20 protein-coding genes and 1 tRNA gene are annotated in these 19,884 nt (G+C 71.8%); 16 read left to right on the top strand and 5 right to left on the bottom strand.

What is annotated here, in order from left to right:
* Positions 1–58: 58 nt before the first annotated feature.
* Complete coding sequence (locus tag ABD331_RS03920; protein ID WP_344470847.1) at positions 59–769, top strand: thioesterase II family protein; 711 nt, start codon at positions 59–61, stop codon at positions 767–769.
* Here the strand turns inward: ABD331_RS03920 and ABD331_RS03915 are convergent.
* A complete protein-coding gene (locus ABD331_RS03915) occupies positions 766–1,629 on the bottom strand; it encodes a MurR/RpiR family transcriptional regulator (RefSeq protein WP_344470846.1) in 864 nt (287 codons plus the stop codon). The genes ABD331_RS03920 and ABD331_RS03915 overlap by 4 nt on opposite strands.
* Before the next feature lie 149 nt (positions 1,630–1,778).
* On the opposite strand from ABD331_RS03915, the gene ABD331_RS03910 reads away from it, so the two are divergent.
* Genes ABD331_RS03910 through ABD331_RS03895 form a run of 4 tightly spaced genes read left to right on the top strand, consistent with a single transcriptional unit; the run spans position 1,779 to position 5,652 of the window.
* Positions 1,779–3,152 carry an MFS transporter gene (locus ABD331_RS03910; protein WP_344470845.1) on the top strand — a complete coding sequence of 458 codons (1,374 nt, stop codon included), beginning with the start codon at positions 1,779–1,781 and terminating at the stop codon, positions 3,150–3,152.
* Positions 3,149–3,571 carry a GAF domain-containing protein gene (locus tag ABD331_RS03905; RefSeq protein WP_344470844.1) on the top strand — a complete coding sequence of 141 codons (423 nt, stop codon included), beginning with the start codon at positions 3,149–3,151 and terminating at the stop codon, positions 3,569–3,571. Before ABD331_RS03910 ends, ABD331_RS03905 begins: the two co-directional genes overlap by 4 nt.
* The gene (locus tag ABD331_RS03900; RefSeq protein ID WP_344470843.1) at positions 3,568–4,776 is read left to right on the top strand and encodes a metal-dependent hydrolase family protein; all 1,209 of its coding nucleotides are present in this window, start codon (positions 3,568–3,570) and stop codon (positions 4,774–4,776) included. Before ABD331_RS03905 ends, ABD331_RS03900 begins: the two co-directional genes overlap by 4 nt.
* 48 nt (positions 4,777–4,824) lie before the next feature.
* Complete coding sequence (locus tag ABD331_RS03895) at positions 4,825–5,652, top strand: alpha/beta hydrolase (protein WP_344470842.1); 828 nt, start codon at positions 4,825–4,827, stop codon at positions 5,650–5,652.
* 264 nt (positions 5,653–5,916) lie between these two features.
* Here ABD331_RS03895 and ABD331_RS03890 read toward each other — a convergent pair whose 3' ends face one another.
* Both ABD331_RS03890 and ABD331_RS03885 read right to left on the bottom strand, forming a co-directional pair.
* The gene (locus ABD331_RS03890) at positions 5,917–6,489 is read right to left on the bottom strand and encodes a hypothetical protein (protein WP_344470841.1); all 573 of its coding nucleotides are present in this window, start codon (positions 6,487–6,489) and stop codon (positions 5,917–5,919) included.
* A 27-nt stretch (positions 6,490–6,516) separates the two neighbouring features.
* On the bottom strand, positions 6,517–6,753 hold the full coding sequence (locus tag ABD331_RS03885; protein ID WP_344470840.1) for a hypothetical protein: 237 nt from the start codon (positions 6,751–6,753) through the stop codon (positions 6,517–6,519).
* A 46-nt stretch (positions 6,754–6,799) separates the two neighbouring features.
* Between ABD331_RS03885 and ABD331_RS03880 the strand changes: the two genes are divergently transcribed.
* The 9 genes from ABD331_RS03880 (at position 6,800) to nrfD (ending at position 16,096) form a co-directional block, all read left to right on the top strand.
* A tRNA-Sec gene (locus ABD331_RS03880) sits at positions 6,800–6,893 on the top strand.
* 17 nt (positions 6,894–6,910) lie between these two features.
* On the top strand, positions 6,911–7,798 hold the full coding sequence (locus ABD331_RS03875) for a hypothetical protein (protein WP_344470839.1): 888 nt from the start codon (positions 6,911–6,913) through the stop codon (positions 7,796–7,798).
* Complete coding sequence (gene selB, locus ABD331_RS03870; protein ID WP_344470838.1) at positions 7,789–9,792, top strand: selenocysteine-specific translation elongation factor; 2,004 nt, start codon at positions 7,789–7,791, stop codon at positions 9,790–9,792. Before ABD331_RS03875 ends, selB begins: the two co-directional genes overlap by 10 nt.
* Positions 9,785–10,537, top strand: coding sequence for an LLM class oxidoreductase (locus tag ABD331_RS03865; RefSeq protein ID WP_344470837.1), 753 nt, complete (start codon positions 9,785–9,787; stop codon positions 10,535–10,537). The genes selB and ABD331_RS03865 overlap by 8 nt, the downstream gene beginning before the upstream one ends.
* A 68-nt stretch (positions 10,538–10,605) precedes the next feature.
* Entirely contained in the window at positions 10,606–11,181 is a 576-nt protein-coding gene (locus ABD331_RS03860; RefSeq protein ID WP_344470836.1) for a hypothetical protein, read from the top strand.
* A gap of 12 nt (positions 11,182–11,193) precedes the next feature.
* The gene (gene fdnG / locus ABD331_RS03855; protein WP_344470835.1) at positions 11,194–13,617 is read left to right on the top strand and encodes a formate dehydrogenase-N subunit alpha; all 2,424 of its coding nucleotides are present in this window, start codon (positions 11,194–11,196) and stop codon (positions 13,615–13,617) included.
* Positions 13,617–14,372, top strand: a complete 756-nt coding sequence (locus tag ABD331_RS03850; protein ID WP_344470834.1) for a formate dehydrogenase accessory protein FdhE domain-containing protein — start codon at positions 13,617–13,619, stop codon at positions 14,370–14,372. Before fdnG ends, ABD331_RS03850 begins: the two co-directional genes overlap by 1 nt.
* A gap of 1 nt (position 14,373) precedes the next feature.
* Positions 14,374–15,201, top strand: a complete 828-nt coding sequence (locus ABD331_RS03845; protein WP_344470833.1) for a 4Fe-4S dicluster domain-containing protein — start codon at positions 14,374–14,376, stop codon at positions 15,199–15,201.
* A complete protein-coding gene (gene nrfD, locus ABD331_RS03840; protein WP_344470832.1) occupies positions 15,194–16,096 on the top strand; it encodes an NrfD/PsrC family molybdoenzyme membrane anchor subunit in 903 nt (300 codons plus the stop codon). Before ABD331_RS03845 ends, nrfD begins: the two co-directional genes overlap by 8 nt.
* On the opposite strand, the gene ABD331_RS03835 is transcribed toward nrfD, so the two are convergent.
* Both ABD331_RS03835 and ABD331_RS03830 read right to left on the bottom strand, forming a co-directional pair.
* Complete coding sequence (locus ABD331_RS03835) at positions 16,097–16,747, bottom strand: response regulator (protein ID WP_344470831.1); 651 nt, start codon at positions 16,745–16,747, stop codon at positions 16,097–16,099.
* Complete coding sequence (locus ABD331_RS03830; RefSeq protein ID WP_344470830.1) at positions 16,744–17,790, bottom strand: sensor histidine kinase; 1,047 nt, start codon at positions 17,788–17,790, stop codon at positions 16,744–16,746. Before ABD331_RS03830 ends, ABD331_RS03835 begins: the two co-directional genes overlap by 4 nt.
* Positions 17,791–17,956: 166 nt before the next feature.
* Here ABD331_RS03830 and ABD331_RS03825 point away from each other — a divergent pair, with 166 nt between their 5' ends.
* Entirely contained in the window at positions 17,957–18,415 is a 459-nt protein-coding gene (locus tag ABD331_RS03825; protein ID WP_344470829.1) for a CBS domain-containing protein, read from the top strand.
* Between the two features lie 178 nt (positions 18,416–18,593).
* Positions 18,594–19,880 carry an ArsB/NhaD family transporter gene (locus tag ABD331_RS03820; protein WP_344471517.1) on the top strand — a complete coding sequence of 429 codons (1,287 nt, stop codon included), beginning with the start codon at positions 18,594–18,596 and terminating at the stop codon, positions 19,878–19,880.
* Positions 19,881–19,884: the final 4 nt, after the last annotated feature.

Genomic DNA, 19,884 nt, shown 5'->3' with positions numbered 1-19,884 from the left:
CGCGGGCGGGCTGGTTCAGTAGGAGGTGACCTTGAGCCGCCGCCCCCGAGGAGCTCGGATGACCTGGTTCCACACGCTCGACCCCCGCCCGAGGGCCGCCATGCGGCTGTTCTGCTTTCCGCACGCGGGCGGCGCCGCCGCGGCCTTCCGCGACTGGCACCGGGCGTTCCCGCCGAGCGTGGAGGTGCGCGCCGTGCAGTACCCGGGCCGCGCCGACCGCCTGCGCGAGACGCCGCTGGACGACGCGCACCTGCTGGCCGACCAGGTCGCCGAGGCCATGGGCCCGCTGCTCGACCGCCCGGCCGTGCTGTTCGGGCACAGCCTGGGCTCGGTGGTCGCGTACGAGACGGCGCTGCGCGTCCGCCCCGCCCACCTGGTCGTCTCAGGCCGCCGGGCCGCGCACGTGCCCCGCCCCGGCAGCGTCCACCTGGGCACCGAGCAGGAGCTGGTCGCCGAGCTGCGGCGGCTCGGCGGCACCGAGCCCGAGCTGCTCGACCAGCCGGAGGTGCGCTCGTACATCCTGCCGATCATGCGCGCCGACTACCGCATGGCGGAGACCTACCGCAGCCGCCCCGCCGAGCCGCTCGACTGCCCGATCACGGCGATCATCGGCGACGACGACCCCGAGGTGGACGCCACGAACGCGGGCGGCTGGGCAGAGCTGACCCGTGGCGGCTTCAAACTGCACGTCCTGCCAGGCGACCACTTCTACCTGGTGCCGCGCCGCACCGAGGTGATCGACCTGATCGTCGAGGCCGTGAGCCGTTAAGGGGCGGCGGGGCGGCGGTGCAGGAGGCCGAACTTGGTCCACATCGCCTCCGCCGCCTCGATCGAGGCGCCCGTACGCGCCGGGTCCACCGCGGCGAGCTGCGTGACCAGCGCCTGGGCCACGGCGATGCCGGCCGTCAGGGAGGGGAAGAACGCCTCGCCCTCGGCGGGCACCAGCACGACCTCCTCCGCCGCGGCGGCCAGCGCCGGGCTGGCCGCGTCCGTCACGGCGAACACGCGGACGCCGCGCGATCGGGCCTCGTTGGCGGCCAGCACCGTGCTCTCGTACAGCCGCCAGAAGCTGATCGCGATCAGCACGTCGCCCTCGCCGATCGCGGCCATCACGTTCGCCAGCTCCGCGTCGCCGCCCGTGACGGCCTGCACGGGATATCCGGCCAGCCGGGCGTTGTGGGCCAGCGCGATGCCGACGGCCGCGTAGCTCCCGTCGGCGACGATCGCGGTGCGCCGGGCCGCCGCGACGGCCTGGGCGATGGTGAGCAGCACGCTCTCGTCCAGGCGCCGGTTGAGCAGGGCCAGGCTGTCGAGGTCGCGGCGCAGCGAGCGTGAGCTGGGCGAGCCGCTGCCGCGGTGCTCGGCCGCGACCTGGCCGGCGCTGAGCGAGGACAGGTAGCGGGCGCGCAGCTCCTGTTGCAGGGCCGGCCAGCCGGCGAAGCCGAGCGCCTGCGCCGTGCGGGTGACGGTGGCGACGTTGACGCCCGCGAGCTGCGCCAGCTCCCCGGCCGATCCGAACGCGGCCCTGCGCGGCTGCGAGAGCAGGACCTCCAGGACGGCGGCGGACTTGCCGCGCAGGCCGCGCGCCGGCGACCGCTCGCGCAACCAGTCCTGGAAGCTGTCCGTCACGTCATCCCTTTCCGAGGTCTTCGGGATCAGCATGCTACGCGCTCGCAACAAACCTAACTTGCAAAGACCGTTGCAATTTTACCAATCTGCACTATATGTTGCTGCGCAATCGACTTGCAGGGCCATGACCTGGTGAAAGGTGTTGTTCGATGACCTTGTTGGCCCGTCTGGACCGGCTGCCGCTGAGCCGTCCGCACTACCTGCTGCTCCTGATCGGGGGTCTCGGCTACACCTTCGACGGCATGGACTCGGCCGTCGTCGCCTTCCTGCTGCCCAGCGCGCAGGAGGCCTGGGACCTGTCCAACGGCCAGCTCGGCTTCATCGGGTCCGCGACGCCGTTCGGGTTCCTGTTCGGCGCGACCATCGCGGGCCTGCTCGGCGACCGCATCGGCCGCAAGAAGGTGATGATGTATGCGCTCGCCTTCTACGCCGTCTTCTCGGTGATCGCCGCGTTCGCGCCGAACTACGAGGTGTTCCTCGTGGCCCGCGTGCTGGCCGGAGCCGGGGCGGGAGCGGAGAGCGCGATCATCGCGCCGTTCCTGTCGGAGTTCGTGCCCGCCAAGCGGCGCGGCTGGTTCATCGGGGCGCTGGCCGGGTTCTTCTCGTTCGGGTTCGTGATGGCCGCGCTGATCGGGCGGTTCGTCGTGCCGACGTTCGACGACGGCTGGCGGATCGCGCAGGTGATCACCGCGCTGCCGATCCTGATGCTGCTGTGGTGGCGTCGCTCACTGCCCGAGTCGCCGCGCTTCCTGCTCCAGCAGGGCCGTGCGGACGAGGCCGAACAGGTGGTCGCCGACCTGGAACGGCGCGTGGAGAAGGCCACGGGGCAGCCCCTGCCGCCGGTGCCCGAGACGGCCGTCGCCCCCACGACGAGCGCTCCCAAGGTGAACCTGATCAGTGCTCTGCGCTTCCTGTGGAGCCCGGCCATGGCCAGGCGCACCGCGGTCATCTGGCTGATCTGGTTCGTGATCACGTTCTCGTACTACGGGTTCTTCTCCTGGATCCCCACGCTGCTCGTGCAGCGCGGCATCACGGTCACCAAGAGCTTCGAGTTCTCGATCATCATCTATCTGGCGCAGATCCCCGGATACTTCTCCGCGGCCTGGCTGTCGGAGCGGATGGACCGCAAGAACACGATCGCGCTCTACCTCGCGGGCTCGGCGGTCAGCGCGTTCTGGCTGTCGCAGATGGACTCGCCTGTCATGATCACGGTCGCGGGCGCGGTGCTGTCGTTCTTCCTGAACGGCACCTACGCCGGCGTCTACTCCTACACCCCCGAGGTCTTCCCCACCTGGATCCGCGCCACCGGCACCGGGCTGTCGAGCGCGTTCGGCCGGGTCGGCAGCATCCTCGCGCCCACGATCATCGGCCTGTCGGCCGCCAGCCTCGGCTTCGCCGGCGTGTTCGGGCTGACCACGGCGGTGCTGGTGGCCGGGGTGGTGTGCGTGATCGTGTTCGGTCTGGCCACTGCAGGACGATCACTGGAAGAGCTGACGGAGACGACTGAGGAGGCAAGGCGATGATCGAGCTTGAGGACAGGGTCCGCAGGGAGGTGGGCGTGCGGCTGTTCACCGTGCTGGCCTGGGTGCCGGAACGGCGGGCGCTGCGCCGCGTGCACAGCAGCCACCCCGAGCAATACCCGGTGGGCGGCGAGAAGACCGTCGAGGTCGCCCAGGGCTGGCTCGCCACCTGCATCGAGGGGCGGCAGCCGTACTTCGGCAGGGACAAGGCCGCCGTACGCGAGATCTTCGCCGACCACGAGCTGATCGAGAGCCTCGGCTGCTCCTCCATCATCAACGTGCCCGTGCTCGGCGACGACGGCGAAGTGCTCGGCGTGCTCAACATCCTCGACGCCGAAGGCACCTACGACGACGCCTCCGTGGCCGCCGCCCAGGCCATCGCCAAGGACGCGGCCCCGTACTTCACGGGTGGTGCCGCATGAGTGGCCTGCTGCTCAGGAACGCGCTGCTGCTCGACGTGCAGACCGGCGAGTACGCCGAAGCCGACCTGCGGTGCGCCGACGGCCGCGTGGCGGAGACGGGCCGCGGCCTGACGGCCCCGGACGACACCCGGGTGATCGACCTGAAGGGCGCCCACGTCGTGCCCGGCCTGATCGACGCGCACGTCCACGTCACCGCCTCCACCGCCGACCTCGGCTCGCTCGGCTCCATGTCCCCCTCCTACGTGGCCGCCCACAGCGCCCGCATCATGGGCGACATGCTGAGCCGCGGCTTCACCACGGTCCGCGACGCGTCCGGCGCCGACTTCGGGCTGGCCGACGCGCAGGCCGAGGGCCTCGTACGCGGCCCGCGCCTGCTGTTCTGCGGCAAAGGGCTGAGCCAGACCGGCGGTCACGCCGACTTCCGCGGCAAGGGCCAGCACCTCAAGGACGACCATCCGTGCTGCGCGGGCGTCGGCCGGGTGGCCGACGGCGTGGACGCGGTCCGCGCCGCCGCCCGCGACGAGCTGCGCAAGGGCGCCCACCACATCAAGGTCATGGGCTCCGGCGGCGTCGCCTCGCCGACCGACCGCATCGACTCGACCCAGTACTCCATGGAGGAGTTGCGCGCCGTGGTCGAGGAGGCCGAGGCCGCCAACCGGTACGTCGCCGCCCACGCCTACACCGCCCGCGCCGTCAACCGGGCGCTGGAGGCGGGCGTGCGCTCCATCGAGCACGGCAACCTCATCGACGACACCAGCGTGGAGCTGTTCCGCAAGCATGAGGCCTACCTGGTGCCGACGCTCGTGACGTACTGGGCGCTCAAGGAGGAGGGGCGCGAGTTCGGCCTGCCCGAGCAGAGCTGGCGCAAGGTGGACGAGGTCCTGGACGCCGGGCTCGTCGCCCTCGAACGGGCCTCACGGGGCGGGGTGCGGATCGCGTACGGGACCGATCTGCTCGGCGGCATGCACCGGCACCAGAACCAGGAGTTCCGCCTTCGGGGCGAGGTGCAGCGGCCGATCGACGTGCTGCGCGCGGCCACCACCGGAGCGGCGGAGCTGGTCGGGCTCGGTGGCGAGATCGGCACGCTGGCCGTGGGAGCGCACGCCGACCTGGTGGTGCTCGACGGGGATCCGCTGGAGGACCTCGGCGTGCTGGCCGACCCCACACACGTGCGGCACGTCGTCCAGGCCGGCGCGCTCGTGTAACCAAAGGTCCCTTATCCACCTACGGGCGGTGTGCGTAACGTTGTCGTCGTGACGACGCTCGCGCGCACCGCCCTGGTCGTCGCCGCGGTGCTGCTCCTGCTGCTCGGGCTGCTGTGGGTGTTCCAGCGGCGGCTCATCTACCTGCCCGACAGCGCCCCCGTCCCCCCGGCCGCCGACGTCATCCCGGGCGCCCGCGACCTCACGCTCACCACCCGCGACGGTCTCCACCTCACCGCCTGGTATGTCCCAGCCGCCCACACCGGGACCGCGCCCGCCCCAGGCGAACCGGACGTCACCGTGCTCGTCACGGGCGGCAACGCGGGCAACCGCCTGCACCGCGCACCGCTGGCCAGAGCGCTGGCCGCCCACGGGCTACCGGTGCTGCTCCTCGACTACCGCGGCTACGGCGGCAACCCCGGCACCCCCACCGAGGAGGGCCTCCACCTCGACGCCCTCGCCGCCCGCGACGCCATCCGCAGCCCACGGGTGATCTACTTCGGCGAGAGCCTGGGCGCGGCGGTGGCCACCAGGCTCGCCCTGCGGCACCCGCCCGACGGCCTGGTGCTGCGCTCACCCTTCACCGACCTGGCCGCCGCAGGCCAGGTCAACTACCCGTTCCTGCCGGTACGCGCGCTCCTGCGCGACCGCTTTCCCGTCGCTGACGGCATCGCCTCCGTACAGGCCCCCGTCGTGGTCGTCTACGGCACCGGCGACACGATCGTCCCCCCGGACCTGAGCCGCACCGTCGCCGGCGCCGCCCGCGCCACGACCGTGGAGGTGGCCGGAGCGGAGCACAACGACCTCGCCCTGCTGAACGGCCGCGAGCTGATCGACGCGGTCGTCCACCTCGCCGACCGCATCCGCACGACGGGGTGACGCTTCGCGAACGTTCGCCTGCCGGAGGAGCATGGGCGCCTGGCGGTGCCGCACGGCCGCTTGACGCGCGCCTGGCGGTGCTGCACGGTCGCTTGACGCGCGCCCGGCGGTGCCGCATGGTCGCTTGACGCGCGCCCGGCGGTGCCGCATGGTCGCTTGACGTGCGCCTGGCGGTGGCGCACGGTCGCTTGAGACGCGCGCCTGCCTGGGGTGCCCGGCCGCTTGAGACGCGCATCCGCCTTGGGACGCGCGCGTGTGGCCCGGCTACAACCAGCTCGCCCGCACGCTCGTGGCCGACTCGGCGCCGTCCGGGGCGTTAGGGGCGGCGGCGCGGATGGATTCGAGCAGCCGCGCCACCGTGTCGACGATCTCCGGAGCACGATCGCGCAGCCCCGTCACGTCATCAGGGCCGACCTCGTCGCGCTTGACCCCGCACTCGTCCAGCACCCCCTCCAGATCGGCCAGCCGCTCCCCGAGCCACTTCAGCGGCTCCGCCGACAGCCGCTCGTCGAACACCCGCCGCCCCGGCTCCCAGCCCTTGAGCGTGGGATGGTGGTGGGTGCGGTCAAAGCTGCCGGGCGTGCCGGAGACGGATTCCAGCAGGTCGACACGCCAGATGGGCCGGTCGACGCTGATGGGGCGGGAGGAGTAGATCGAGCCCTTGAGCTCCCCGGACTCCAGCCGGCGCAGCTCCAGCCGGACCCCGCGTTCCGCGCCCTCCTGGCCCTTGATCGGGTTGGGGTCGACGAAGTAGATGTCGCTCACGGCCACGCCGATCCGATCGAAGCCGAAGAGGTAGAGCACGGTGACCACGTCCTTCGCGCAGGTGTCGGGCACGCCTGACCTTCAACGTAACACCGAGCCCTACCGGACGATCAAGACCGCGTCGCGGGCGGCCGTCAACTCCCCGATCACCGGCGCGCCCGGCACCTCCCCTGCCACCAGCAGCCCACCCGGCGTCTGCGCGTCCGCGAGCAGCACTCGCCCGCCCTCGTCTTCACGTCCGGGGAGCCCGGCCAGCACGGCCTCCAGCTCGCCGGGCGGGATCTTGCAGCCGCAACCGCCGCCACGGGCGTACTGCGTGAGCCTGATACCCGTCATATCCCGAGTCTCCTCCACGACCGTCGTATCGTGAGTTATTGGCCTTGGAGGCGCGTGTGTTCTGGTGGGCACCCCGGTCTTCAAAATCGGTGGGCGGCGCGCGGCGTCGCCGGCGGGTTCGATCCCCGTGCGCCTCCGCACTGCCAGGAGGTCCGCCGTGACGGGTGATCCACGGCGGCGCATCCCCCGTACCGACTCGGTGCTGCCGGACCCGAAGGTGGTGCTGTCGGACCCGAGGGTGACGGAGGCCGCCAGGGGAGCGGGGCGGGCCGCCGCCGGATGCACGGACGTGGAGTGCGACCTGGTGACGGGCGAACGGGCCAGGCGCGGGCGGGCGGCCATGGCGGCGGAGGCGGAGGCCGAGGACGTTCACGTCGTCAACAACAACGCCGCCGCGCTGGTGCTCACGGCCACCGCCTCCGCGCCCGTCGCCGAGCTGACTGCTCTGCCGGTGCCCGTCGTGGTCGACATCGGCTCCGGGCTGCTCGGCCCCCTGCCTCTGCTGCCGGACGAGCCCGATGCCCGCACCGCACTACGTGACGGGGCTGCCCTGGTCACGGCCAGTGGCGACAAGCTTCTCGGGAGGCCGCAGGCGGGGTTGCTGCTCGGGCGGGCCGAGGTGGTGCGGCGGCATCCGCTGGCGTGCACGTTGCGGGTGGACAAGCTCACGTTGGCGGCGCTGGAGGCCACCCTGCGAGGTGAGCCACCGGTGCGGGGCGCGTTGGCGGTGGGGGTGGGGACGCTGGAACGCCGCGCCCTCGCCGCCCGGCTGGAGGCGGGGATGGTGCGTGGCGCCCTGGCGGACGGCGGGGTGGTGGGCGGCGCAGTGGAGCCGTCGGCCGAGGTCGTGGGCGGCATGAGGCGGCCGGTCGAGGTCGTGGGCGGTATGGGGCCGTCGGTCGAGGTGGTGTGCAGTGTCAGTGTGGTGGGCGGGGGTGGGGCGCCCGGGGTGGAGCTGCCGAGCGTGGCGCTCCTGCTCGACCTGCGCTCCGTGCCGCCCGCACAGGACGAGGAGCTGGTGGAGGCGGTGCCGGTATGTACGTGATCGCCACCGCCGGGCACGTGGACCACGGCAAGTCCACGCTGGTACGCGCCCTGACCGGGATCGAGCCCGACCGTTGGGCGGAGGAACGCCGCCGCGGCATGACCATCGACCTCGGCTTCGCCTGGACCACGCTGCCCTCGGGCCGGCGGCTGGCGTTCGTGGACGTGCCGGGGCACGAGCGGTTCGTCACCAACATGCTGGCGGGGCTCGGGCCGGTGCCGGCGGTGATGTTCGTGGTGGCGGCGGACCAGGGGTGGCAGGCGCAGTCGCAGGAGCACTGGGAGGCGATCCGGGCGCTCGGGGTGGAGCGGGGGCTGCTGGTGGTGACGCGGTGCGACCTGATGGACCCGGCGCTCGCCGTGGAGGAGGCCAGGTCGCGGGTGCCGTGGCCGGTGGTGACGGTCAGCGGGAGCACCGGGGAGGGGCTGGACGAGCTGCGGGTGGCGCTCGACCGGATGGTGGCGGGGCTGCCCGTGCCGGACGTGCGGGCGCCGGTGCGGTTGTGGATCGACCGGGCCTTCACCATCAAGGGCGCCGGGACCGTGGTCACCGGGACCGTGGTGGCGGGGCGGCTGCGGGTGGGGGACGTGCTCGTGCTGGACGGGGAGCGGGTGCGGGTGAAGGGGCTGCAGGTGGCGGGGGAGGGGGTGGAGTCGGTGCGGGGAGCGGCCCGGGTGGCGGTCAATCTGCGGGGGGTGGAGCTGGAGCGGGTGGCGCGCGGGAAGGCGCTGCTCTCGGAGGGGGATTGGGTGGAGACGGCTGTGGTGGACGTGCGGGCGGAGGTGGGGGCTGCGGGCGATGTGCTGTCGGGGATGGGGGCTGTGGCCGAGGTGCGGGTGGGGGTGGGGGCTCCGCCGCGGGAGGCGGTGTTGCACGTCGGGTCGGCTTCGGTGCCGGTGCGGGTGCGTTCCTTCGGGGGGACGGGTGCGGTTCGGCTGGTGCTGGCCCGGGCGTTGCCGTTGCGGGTGGGTGATCGGGCGTTGCTGCGGTGTTCGGGACGGCCCATCGCCGGCGTGGTGGCGCTCGATGTGCAGCCGCCGTCGCTGCGGCGTCGAGGCACGGGGAGCAGGCGGGCCGCGGAGCTGGCACCGTTCGCCGCCCCGGCCCGCGCGACGGCTCGGGCGCCGGACGAGGGGGCGAGCGGGCGGCCGTCGGGGGCGAGGATGCCGGATGAGGGATCGAGCGGGCGCCCGTTGGCTGCGAGGGTGCCGGACGGGGGATCCCGTCGCCGAGCTGACTGCTCTTCCGGTGCGAGCGGGCGCGAGTTGGCTGCGAGGGTGCCGGATGAGGGGTCGAGGCAGTTGGGGGTGAGGGTGCCCGATGCGGCGACCGTGCTGGGGTGGCGGGGGGTGGTGCGGCGGGGCGAGCTGGTCGCGATGGGGCTGGATCCGCGCCCGCTCGACGTGCCCGGCGCGGGGGAGTGGCTGGTGGACGCCGGACGCTGGAAGGAACTGGGCGACCGGCTCGGGGCGATCGTGGCCGGGCAGCCCGGCATCCCCGTGGACGCCGCACGCACCGCGCTCGGGCTGCCCGCCCGTGAACTGGTCGAGGCGCTGGTGAAGGAGCATCCGCCGTTGCGGGTCTCGGACGGGCGGATCGACGGCGAAGGGGTGCCGGAAGCGGTGGTGGAGGCGGTCGGGCGGCTGCGGGACGAACTGGCGAGGACGCCGTACCTGGCGCTGGAGGCGGCACGGCTCCCGGCGCTGGGGCTGACCCGGCAGGCGGTGGCGCGGGCCGCGCGGGCGGGGCTGGTGCTGCGGCTGGCCGAGGGGGTGGTGCTGATGCCCGGGGCGGATGTCGCGGCGGTGCGGATCCTGGCCGGGCTGCCGCAGCCGTTCACGGCGGGGGACGCGCGGGTGGCGCTCGGCACCAACCGGCGCGTGGTGATCCCGCTGCTGGAGCACCTCGACCGGCTTCGCCTCACCCGGCGGCTGGACGATCGGCTGCGGGTGGTCGCGGAGCCGGGTGGGGAGGAGGAACGCGGTCATGAGTGAGGGAAGGCGGGTCAGGGTGGGGATCGTGCTGCCCAGGCCGGCGGGTGACCCTGGGGAGTGGCTGACCGAGGCGGTGGCGTTCGAGGCGGCGGGGGCCGATGCGTTGTGGGTCGAGCACGGGGCCGCGCCTGAGCTGGACCCGCTCACGCTGACCGCCGCCCTGGCCGCGGTGACGTATCGGGCGCTGCTGGTGGTGGCGGTCGCGCCGGATGATGGACGGTCGCACGCGCTCGCGACGGTGGAGCGGCTGAGTCGCGGTCGCCTCGCCCTCATCGGTGAGGTGAGTGGGATGCGAACCGTCGTGCGGTTGGAGGACGGCGGCTATCGCGAGGGCGCGAGCAAAGGCGAAGGCGAAGGCGAGGGTGTGGGCGAAGGCGCGGGCGAAAGCGAAAGCGAGGCCGTGAGCGAGGGCGGCGGAGCGGGCGGGGGAGCGAGCGAGGGCGTGAACGAGGGCGAGGAAGCGGGCGGGGGAGCGGGCGAGGGCGTGAGCGAAGGCGGGGGAGCGGGCGAGGGCGTAAGCGAGGGCGTGGACGAGAGCGGGGGAACGGGAGAAGGCGGGGGAGGGCGGCGGTGGGTGCCGGTTGGGGTGCCGGGTGGTAGGGCCGCGTGGCGGGAGGCGCTGCGGGAGGCGGAGGAACGCGGGCACCACGGCGTCCTGGTCCCCGCCGACCCCAGGCTCCTGGACCTGCTCCGCAACCCGGAAGACCCGGGCGGCCGGCACGACCTCCAGCTGGCCCAGGGCTAGACGATCCAGCCCCCGGATCATACGGTGAGAAAACGGTGCCCAGCGGCTGGAGTCGAGGGGAGGCCGACATGGAGGTCAGCCGACGGCGGTTCCTGAGCATCGGCCCGGCGGGCGTGCTCGGCGGCTCGGCCCTGGGGTTCGACCTGACCGAGTCGATCAAGGTGAAGCAGCGCCTGCGCATCGAAGGGGCGACGCTGTCCCACTCGCTCTGCCCGTACTGCGCGGTCGGCTGCTCGCTCATCGCGTACACCAGGAAGGCCGCGAGCGGACGGACGGAGCTGCTGCAGATCGAGGGCGACCCCGACAGCCCGGTCAACGAGGGCACGCTGTGCCCCAAGGGTGCGACGTCGCTGCAACTGGCCGTCTCGGGGCGGCGGGTGGCGCAGCCGCTCTACCGGGCGCCGGGCGCGGCCGAGTGGACGAAGGTCTCCTGGGAGTTCACGCTCGACCGCCTGGCCAGGAACATCAAGGCCTCGCGTGACGCCACGTTCGTCACGCAGGACGCCGACGGGAACGTCGTCAACCGCTGCGAGGGCATCGCCTTCGCCGGCGGGGCGGCGTTCAGCTCGGAAGAGGGATATCTCGCGACGAAGCTGATGAGGGGGTTGGGCCTGGTTCACCTCGAACAACAGGCCCGTGTTTGACACGGTCCCACGGTGGTCAGTTTGGCTGCCACGTTCGGCCGGGGGGCCATGACCAACCATTGGCGTGACATCAGGCACGCCGATCTCATCCTGGTCAACGGGGCCAACCCGGCCGAGGCCCATCCGGTGGGCTTCAGATGGCTGATGCGCGCGAAGCTCGACAGGGGCGCGAAGATCATCCACGCGGATCCGCGGTTCACGAGGACGTCGGCGGTGGCCGACGCGTACGTGCGGATCCGCACCGGGACGGACGTCGCGTACTTCGGCGGCCTCATCAATTACGTGCTGAGCAACCGGCTCTACCACGACGAGTACGTGCGCTGGGCCACCAACGCCGGTTTCGTGGTCAAGGAGGGGTACGCCTTCGAGGACGGCATGTTCAACGGCTTCGACCGCGAACAGGGCGTCTACAACACGAAGCTGTGGGCGTACGAGACGGATGGGGACGGCCACGCCAAGATCGACCTGAACCATCCGCGGTCGGTGCTCAACCTGCTGGCCGCCCACTACCGCCGCTACGACCCCGACACGGTGTCGCGGATCACCGGCATCCCGCGCGAGCAGTTCACGCAGGTGGCCAAGCTGGTCGGCGAGATGGGCCGGCCGGACAAGGTGATGACCATCGTGTACGCCGTGGGCCTGACCCACCACACCACCGGCGTGCAGCTCATCCGCTCGGGCGCCATCCTGCAACTGCTGCTCGGCAACATGGGCCGCCCGGGCGGCGGCATGAACGCAGAGCGCGGCCACGCCAACATCCAGGGCAACACCGACCACGCCATCTCCTGGGACATCCTGCCCGGCTACCTGCGCATCCCGGCTCCCGGCCAGAAGGGCATCGCCGCGTACCTGGGCGAGAGCGCCAGCGTCAAGCAGCACCCGCGCGCGGTGAACTTCTTCGGCGAGAACTACCGCCGCTACCTGGTCAGCCTGCTGAAGGCCTGGTACGGCGACGCCGCCACGAAGGACAACGAGTTCGCCTTCGACTACCTGCCGAAACCGGCCGCGAACGCCTCCTGGATCTCCATCTTCGACCAGGCGCTGCGCGGCAAGATGCAGGGCGTGATGCTGTCCGGGATGACCGCGACCAGCATCGGCCCCGACTCGAACCAGGTCCTGCAAGCCCTGTCGAACCTCAAGTGGCTGTGCGTCATGGACCCGTTCAACACCACCAGCTCCGAGTTCTGGCGGGCGCCCGGCACGGACCCGGCGAAGGTGCAGACCGAGGTGTTCATGCTCCCGGCCACGCACTGGATCGAGAAGGACGGCTCGTTCACCAACAGCGGCCGGTGGGCGCAGTGGAAGGAGCAGGTGCTGCCGCCGGAGGGCGAGGCCAGGCACGACCACTGGATACTCGCCGAGCTGTTCCTGCGCGTGCGGGAGCTGTACCAGACGCAGGGCGGCAGGTTCCCCGACCCGGTGCTGAAGCTGGCGCTGCCGTACCGCAACCCCAGGAAGCCCGAGCTGGACGAGATCGCGCAGGAGATCAACGGCCGCGACCTGCGAAGCGGCAAACGGCTGTCGACGTTCGTGGACCTCAAGGACGACGGCACCACCACCGCGGGCGACTGGATCTACACCGGCCACTACCCCGAGGAGGGGAATCTGACCAGGCGGCGCGACGGCGTCCAGAACCCCGTGAAGAACGACCCGAGCGGGATGGGCCTCTACCCCGGCTGGGCGTGGAGCTGGCCCGCGAACCGCCGCATCCTCTACAACCGCGCCTCCGCCGACGAGAACGGCCGCCCCTGGGATCCGGAACGCCCCGGCATCGCCTGGGTGGGCGGGAAATGGGTGGGCGACGTGCCCGACTACCCGCCGACCACCGGGCCGGGGCCGGACGCGCCGCTGCCGTTCATCATGACGGGTGAGGGCGTGGCCCGCCTGTTCAGCAACGCCGTCGCGGACGGGCCGTTCCCCGAGCACTACGAGCCGATCGAGTCGCCGATCGCCAACCCGCTGCATCCGCAGCAGTCGACCACCCCGGTGGCCTACATGTACGACGAACGGGCGGGGCGGGCGTCCCGCTTCGGCACCGCCGCCGACTATCCGTACGTGGCCACCTCCTACCGGCTGACCGAGCACGAGCACTACGTCACCCAGAACGTCGAGCACCTGGTGCAGCTCCAGCCGGAGGCGTTCGTCGAGGTGCCGGAGGGGCTGGCGCGGGAGAAGGGCATCGCGACGGGAGACCTGGTGCGGGTCTCGTCCCGGCGCGGCCGGCTGGAGGTGCGGGCCGTGGTGACCAAGCGGCTCGGGCCTCTGCAGGTGGACGGGCGGCAGGTGTACCAGATCGGGATCCCCATCCACTGGGGGTTCGTCGGGATCAACACCGGGCAGCACTGGCTGGCCAACGCGCTGACGCCGTTCGTGGGTGACGCGAGTGCGCGGACGCCCGAGTACAAGGCGTTCCTGGTCGACATCGAGAAGATCTGATGTACGGGCGGGAGCGGGCGTCGGAGCTGCGGGAGAGGTATCCGCACGCGCGCGAGGTGCTGGGGCTCTACCTGGCGCTGGTCGAGGTGTGGGAGGCGGCCGATCCCGGCGGTGAGGCGTCGCTGACGTGGGCCGCGGCGGAGGTGTTGCCGCGGGTGATGGCGGCCACGGTGGCCTCCGGGCCCCGCCCGCTCGCCGAGGCGGTCGCCGATCGCACCGATGGTGTGGAGTTGCTCGCCGCCTGGATGGCGGGCGAGGACCTCACGCCCGTCGAGCGTTTCCTGGCCCGCGCCACGATGCGCGTCGTCCCGCCGAGCAAGGGCGAGGGCTCGGGGCGGGCGGCCGGGCGCTGTCCCCAGTGTGGCGGGCCGCCGCAGGTCAGCTACCGGGCCGCGAGCGACGACCCGCTCGTCAGCGGACGCCGCGCCCTGGCCTGCGCCCGATGCCCGAACGAGTGGAACTTCTCCGCCACCACCTGCCCGAACTGCGGTGAGACCGGTAAACGCACCGTCCACGCCGAGACCGGTCACAACGCGAAACCGGCCATCGGCCGCCACGAGGCGACCCCGGAGGCGCTGTTCCCGCAGTTGCGCGCCGAATCCTGCGAGACCTGCCAGCGCTACCTCATAGACGTCGACCTGGCCCGCGACCCGGAAGCGGTCCCACGGGTGGACGAGCTGGCCGCCGTCCCCCTCGACCTGCACATGGCCGAACAGGGCTACACCAAGATCACGCCCAACCTGATGGGGTTCTGAGATGCCGCACATCACACCGGGCCAGGCGTACGGCTTCTTCACCGACACCAGCGTGTGCATCGGCTGCAAGGCCTGCGAGGTGGCCTGCAAGCAGTGGAACCAGTTGGAGGGCAACGAGCCGTCGTTCCTGGACGGCTTCGACAACACGGGCAGGCTGGACGCCGAGACCTGGCGGCACGTGCAGTTCCACGACAACGTGCCCGACGAGGCCGTCACCCCCGGCAACGGCACGGCCTGGCTGATGATGTCGGACGTCTGCAAGCACTGCAAACAGGCGAGCTGCATGGAGGTCTGCCCGACGAACGCGATCATCAGGACCGAGTTCGACAGCGTCTTCATCCAGCCGGACGTCTGCAACGGCTGCCGCAACTGCATCGCGGCCTGCCCGTACGACGTGATCGGGGTCACCGAGACGACGGGTATCGCGCAGAAGTGCACCCTCTGCTACGACCGCCTCCAGAACGACATGACCCCGGCCTGCGCGAAGGCCTGCCCCACCGAGTCGATCAAATTCGGCCAGGTCTCCGAGCTGCGGCGGACGGCGGCCAAACGGCTGGACATCCTGCGCGGCCAGGGCGTCACGCAGGCCCGGCTGTACGGGCACGACGAGCAGGTGTACGGCGGGCTGAACGCGTTCTTCCTGCTCATGGACGAGCCGGAGCGGTACGGCCTGCCCGATGAGCGCAACGCCGTGCTGCCCAGCCGCAACAACGCGGGCGGCTACCTGACGGCCGCCGTCACGGCGGTGCTGGGCGTGCTCGGCGGCCTGATCGCGTTGCGCCGCCGCAAGGAGCGCAAGGAGAAGGTGGAGGAATCGGCCGATGGGTGACGTGCAGCACTTCGCCGGCCCGCCGGACTGGCTGTGGTACATCCTGTTCTACTTCTTCCTCGCGGGCCTGTCAGGCGGCTCGTACGTGCTGGCCACCCTGCTCAGGCTGCGCGGCGCCCCCGGCGACGAGCCGATGGCCAGGATCGGCTACTACGTCGCGTTCCCGCCGATGCTCCTCTCGCCGCTGCTGCTGGCGCTGGACCTGGGGCAGCCGCTGCGGTTCTGGCACATGCTGGTCAACACCACGCCCGGCCACCTGGGGCTGAACTTCAAGTACTGGTCGCCGATGTCGATCGGGTCGTGGGCGCTGGTGGTGTTCGGGGCGATCACCACGGTGTCGTTCGCGGCGGCGCTCGTGCGGGACGGCAAGGTGCGGCTGCCGCTCGTGGCGCGGCTGGACGGCCGGGTGTTCAACGTGATCGGCTCGTTGTTCGGGCTGTTCGTGGCCGGGTACACGGGGGTGCTGCTGTCGGTGTCGAACCAGCCGGTGTGGAGCGACACGTTCGCGCTGGGCGGGCTCTTCCTGGCCTCGGGGCTGGCGGGGGCGGCGGCGCTGATGCTGCTGCTGGCCCGCTACCGGCCGGAGGCGCGGCCGAGCACGCCCATGTTGTCGGTCTCTGAGCGGCTGTACTCGCTGCTGGAGCTGGCGCTGATCGTGGTGTTCGCGGTGACGCTGGTCGTCGCGGGCACCCAGGAGATCGTCTTCGGGCTGCCGTGGCTGCTGCTGTGGGCGGTGGTGCTCGCCGGGATGGCGCCCGGCCTGTACGGGCTGGTCACCGAGCGCCTGTCGGCCGACACGGCGGTGGCGATGCGGTACTCGGTGGTGCTGCCGCTGCTGGTGCTGGCCGGGATACTCGCGCTGAGGGCGGCCATCATCTTCAGCGTGCAGGTGTGATCAGGGCTCGACGAGGCCGGCGCGGATGGCGTACCGGGTCAGGTCGAGGCGGTCGCGCATGCCGAGCTTCTGCAGGATGTTGGCCCGGTGCCGATCGACGGTCTTGACGCTGATGACCAGCGTCTCGGCGATCTCCTTGGCCGAGTTGCCCTCCGCGATCAGCTTGACGATCTCCTCCTCGCGCGGCGTCAGGATGCTCTCCGGCATGCGCTCGCCCTCGCGGTCGCGCTGCAGGTAGTCGCGGATGAGCGCGGTGACCGCGCCCGGGTAGAGGAACGGCTCGCCGCGCATCGTGGCCCGGCATGCCTCCAGCAGGTCCTGGTCGGCGACGGACTTGAGCACGTAGCCTGACGCGCCGACCTTGAGCGACTCGAAGAAGTACTGCTCGTTGTCGTACATCGACAGGATGAGGATGCGGATGCCGGGCGCCCGACGGGAGATCTCCCTGGCCGCCTGGAGGCCGGTCATCCGGGGCATCGCGATGTCGAGGATGGCCAGGTCCACGTCCTGTTCCGAGGCGGCCGCGACCGCCTCCGCGCCGTCGGCGGCCTCGGCGACGACCTCCAGGTCGGGCTCGGCGTCCAGGATGAGCCGCAGGCCGCGGCGGACCAGCGCGTGGTCGTCGGCCAGCAGGATGCGGGTCTTGTTCACGTGGTCGTGCTCCGATCACCAGGGATGACGAGACTGACGCGGGTGCCCTCGCCCGGCGGGGAGTCGACGGTCAGGCGGGCGCCGATGAGCAGGGCGCGCTCGCGCATGCCGCGGATTCCCGCGCCCTCCTGGACGGCTCCGCCCCGGCCGTCGTCGGTGACGCGCAGCACCAGGCGGCCGTCCTCGCTCGCGAGCGACAGCCCGGCGCGGGTGGCGCGGGCGTGCCTGGCGATGTTGGTCAGGCTCTCCTGCGCGATCCGATACAGGACGAGCTCGACGTCCGACCCCAGGCCGGGCAGGTCGTGCTGGATCGAGCGGGTCACCTTGACGCCGCTCATCCGGGAGACGTCCGTGGCCAGGGCGCTGAGCGCGGCGTGCAGCCCGAGGTCCTCCAGCACGCCGGGGCGCAGGCGGCGGGCGACCTGGCGCACCTCGTCGAGGCTGGCCCGCACGGTCTCCTGCACGCCGTGCAGGTCGTCCTGGAGGTCGGCGGGGGCGCGGTCCACCACCCGCTTCAGCCCGAGCAGCACCACGGTGAGGCTCTGGCCGATCTCGTCGTGCAGCTCGCGGGCGATGCGCTGCCGCTCGCCCTCCTGCGCGGCCAGCGCGTGGGCGCTGCTGGCGCTGCGCTCGGCCTCCAGCCGGTCCAGCATGGCGTTGAACGTGGCGATCAGGTGGGTGAGGTCGCTGTTGCCGCTGTCGGACAGGCGGTCGCCGGTACGCAGCAGGTCCACCCGCTGCATCAGGGTGGTCAGCGCGTCCAAGGGGGCCAGGCTGCGGCGCAGCAGCAGCGCGTTGGCGGCCAGCATCACGGCCAGCCCGATCAGCAGCACCGGCACCTCGGCCCACACGACGGGGGCGGAGACGGTGGCGGGGGAGATCGCGAGCACGATCGTGCCGGCCGCGAACACCAGCCCGTTGATCGTGACCAGCCGCCGGAACAGGCCCTGAGCCGCCGGCCGGGACGCGCCGCGCGGCGCGCCCGCGCGACGCGTCCCGGCCGGCGGCGCACCCCCGGTGCCGCCTTTCGCAGGATCGTCCATCGCCCCTAGCCTCGTGGCCCGGCGGTGCGGTTGTCCATGCGGTTTGACCCCCATTGAGAAGTACGTCGCTACATGTTCTATCCCCGCTGAGATGGGTGTTCGACCCAATAGTCACAGGGACGCCCACGCCCGGAGGATGGAGCGGAGCCGGAGGGGAGACAGCGACGTGGAAGCCAGCGACATCGCCGTGAACCTGCCGACCGTGACCACGCACGACCCTGTCACCAAGGCCGTGCGGATCATGGCGCTGGGCCGGATGCCCGGCCTGATCGTCGTGGACGGCAGGGGACGGCCCTCGACCGTACTGCCGGGGACGCAGGTGCTGCGGCTGGCGGTGCCGGGGGCGTACCAGGAGGATCCGGCGCTCTGCCGGACGATCGACGAGGCGCACGCCGACCTGTTCTGGGGTGAGCTGGGCGAGCTGACGGTGGGCGACTGCCTGCCACGGCAGCCCCCGACTCCGGCGACGGTGCCGCCCGACGCGACGCTGCTCGAAGTGGCCGCCCTCATGGCCAGGCTGCGCAGCCCGATCGTCGCGGTCGTCGGCCGCGACGGCGTCCTCACCGGGGCGATCACCCTGGAACGGCTGCTGACCTGCCTCGCGCTCTCCGGCCAGGACGACTGACCCACGTCCCGGCCGCGTAGGCCGGGACGACCGACACCCATTCCCCTCACCGGGCGGGCCATCCAGGCCCGCCCGGGCCGAAGCATGCCCACCCCACGGAGGTCACCATGATCCGCTGTTGTCCCGCCCCGCACTCATCCGGCTCGGCAGGCCGGTCCGGGCCGCCGGGGCAGCCGGGATGAGCGCCTTCGCCGCACTGGCGATCTTCCTGGTGGCGTTCTACTTCATCGCCACGGAGAAGGCCGACAAGGTCAAGGTGGTGCTGATCGCGGCCGGGCTGATGGCCGTGCTCGGCCTGATCCCCGGCGCCGGGGTGTTCTTCTCCGAGCACGAGGGCGTCGACTGGAACGTCATCTTCCTGCTGCTCGGCATGATGATCATCGTCGGGGTGATCAAGCAGACGGGCGTCTTCGACTACCTCGCCATCTGGGCCGCCAAGAAGTCCAGAGGCCGCCCGTACCGGCTGATGGTGATGCTGATGGCCATCACCGCCATCGCCTCGCCGTTCCTCGACAACGTCACCACGATCATGCTGGTCGCGCCCGTCACGATCGTGGTGTGCAACCGGCTGCGGATCGCCGCGCAGCCGTACCTGATCGCCGAGGTCCTGGCCTCGAACATCGGCGGCGCGGCCACCCTCATCGGCGACCCGCCCAACATCATCATCGGCAGCCGCGCGGGCCTGACGTTCAACGACTTCCTCATGCACATGGCGCCGATCGTGGTCGTCATCTTCGCGGTGTTCGTGCTGGCGTCGCGGTGGCTGTTCGCGAGCTCGTTCCAGTACAACGCCGAGCACGTGGCCGAGGTCATGGCGCTGCAGGAGCGGCGGGCCATCACCGACCCGCGGCTGCTCGCCCGCTGCCTGGTGGTGCTGGCCGCCGTCGTGGCCGGGTTCGGGCTGCACGCGGTGGTGCACGTCGAGCCGTCGATCGTGGCGCTGGTGGGCGCGGGCGTGATGCTGCTCGTCTCCCGCGCGAACGTCTCCGAGGTGCTGAGCGAGGTCGAGTGGCCCACGCTGGTGTTCTTCATGGGCCTGTTCGTCATGGTCGCGGGCCTGGTGCACACCGGCGTGATCGCCGCGATCGGCACGTGGGCGCTGGACACGCTCGGCAACGACTACTTCATGGCCGCGACGGCGCTGCTGTTCGGCTCCGGCGTGCTGGGCGCCTTCTTCGACAACATCCCGTACGTCGCCACGACCGCCCCCATCGTCGAGGGCGTGGTCGCCGCGGCCCCCGACCCGCAGACCGGGCAGGCACTGTGGTGGGCCTTCGCCCTGGGCGCCGACTTCGGCGGCAACGGCACCGCGGTCGCCGCCAGCGCCAACGTGGTGGCCCTCGGCATCGCCGCGCGCAACGGACACAAGATCAGCTTCTGGCAGTTCACCAGGTACGGGATCGTCGTCACCGCCATGAGCACGGTGCTGGCCTGGCTGTACGTCTGGATGCGGTACTTCACCTGAGTTC

The organism is Nonomuraea monospora (assembly GCF_039531895.1).
GTDB lineage: Bacteria > Actinomycetota > Actinomycetes > Streptosporangiales > Streptosporangiaceae > Nonomuraea > Nonomuraea monospora.
The sequence above is the reverse complement of the archived record's forward strand: the minus strand, read 5'-3'. Positions and strand labels throughout refer to the sequence as shown.

What these genes read in the sequence shown, in the direction of transcription:
- ABD331_RS03920 (WP_344470847.1), top strand. Translation starts at nt 59, where the DNA reads ATGACCTGGTTCCACACGCTCGACCCCCGCCCGAGGGCCGCCATGCGG.
- ABD331_RS03910 (WP_344470845.1), top strand. Translation starts at nt 1,779, where the DNA reads ATGACCTTGTTGGCCCGTCTGGACCGGCTGCCGCTGAGCCGTCCGCAC.
- ABD331_RS03905 (WP_344470844.1), top strand. Translation starts at nt 3,149, where the DNA reads ATGATCGAGCTTGAGGACAGGGTCCGCAGGGAGGTGGGCGTGCGGCTG.
- ABD331_RS03900 (WP_344470843.1), top strand. Translation starts at nt 3,568, where the DNA reads ATGAGTGGCCTGCTGCTCAGGAACGCGCTGCTGCTCGACGTGCAGACC.
- ABD331_RS03885 (WP_344470840.1), bottom strand. Translation starts at nt 6,753, where the DNA reads ATGACGGGTATCAGGCTCACGCAGTACGCCCGTGGCGGCGGTTGCGGC.
- selB (WP_344470838.1), top strand. Translation starts at nt 7,789, where the DNA reads ATGTACGTGATCGCCACCGCCGGGCACGTGGACCACGGCAAGTCCACG.
- ABD331_RS03865 (WP_344470837.1), top strand. Translation starts at nt 9,785, where the DNA reads ATGAGTGAGGGAAGGCGGGTCAGGGTGGGGATCGTGCTGCCCAGGCCG.
- ABD331_RS03860 (WP_344470836.1), top strand. Translation starts at nt 10,606, where the DNA reads ATGGAGGTCAGCCGACGGCGGTTCCTGAGCATCGGCCCGGCGGGCGTG.
- ABD331_RS03850 (WP_344470834.1), top strand. Translation starts at nt 13,617, where the DNA reads ATGTACGGGCGGGAGCGGGCGTCGGAGCTGCGGGAGAGGTATCCGCAC.
- ABD331_RS03845 (WP_344470833.1), top strand. Translation starts at nt 14,374, where the DNA reads ATGCCGCACATCACACCGGGCCAGGCGTACGGCTTCTTCACCGACACC.
- nrfD (WP_344470832.1), top strand. Translation starts at nt 15,194, where the DNA reads ATGGGTGACGTGCAGCACTTCGCCGGCCCGCCGGACTGGCTGTGGTAC.
- ABD331_RS03830 (WP_344470830.1), bottom strand. Translation starts at nt 17,790, where the DNA reads ATGGACGATCCTGCGAAAGGCGGCACCGGGGGTGCGCCGCCGGCCGGG.
- ABD331_RS03820 (WP_344471517.1), top strand. Translation starts at nt 18,594, where the DNA reads ATGAGCGCCTTCGCCGCACTGGCGATCTTCCTGGTGGCGTTCTACTTC.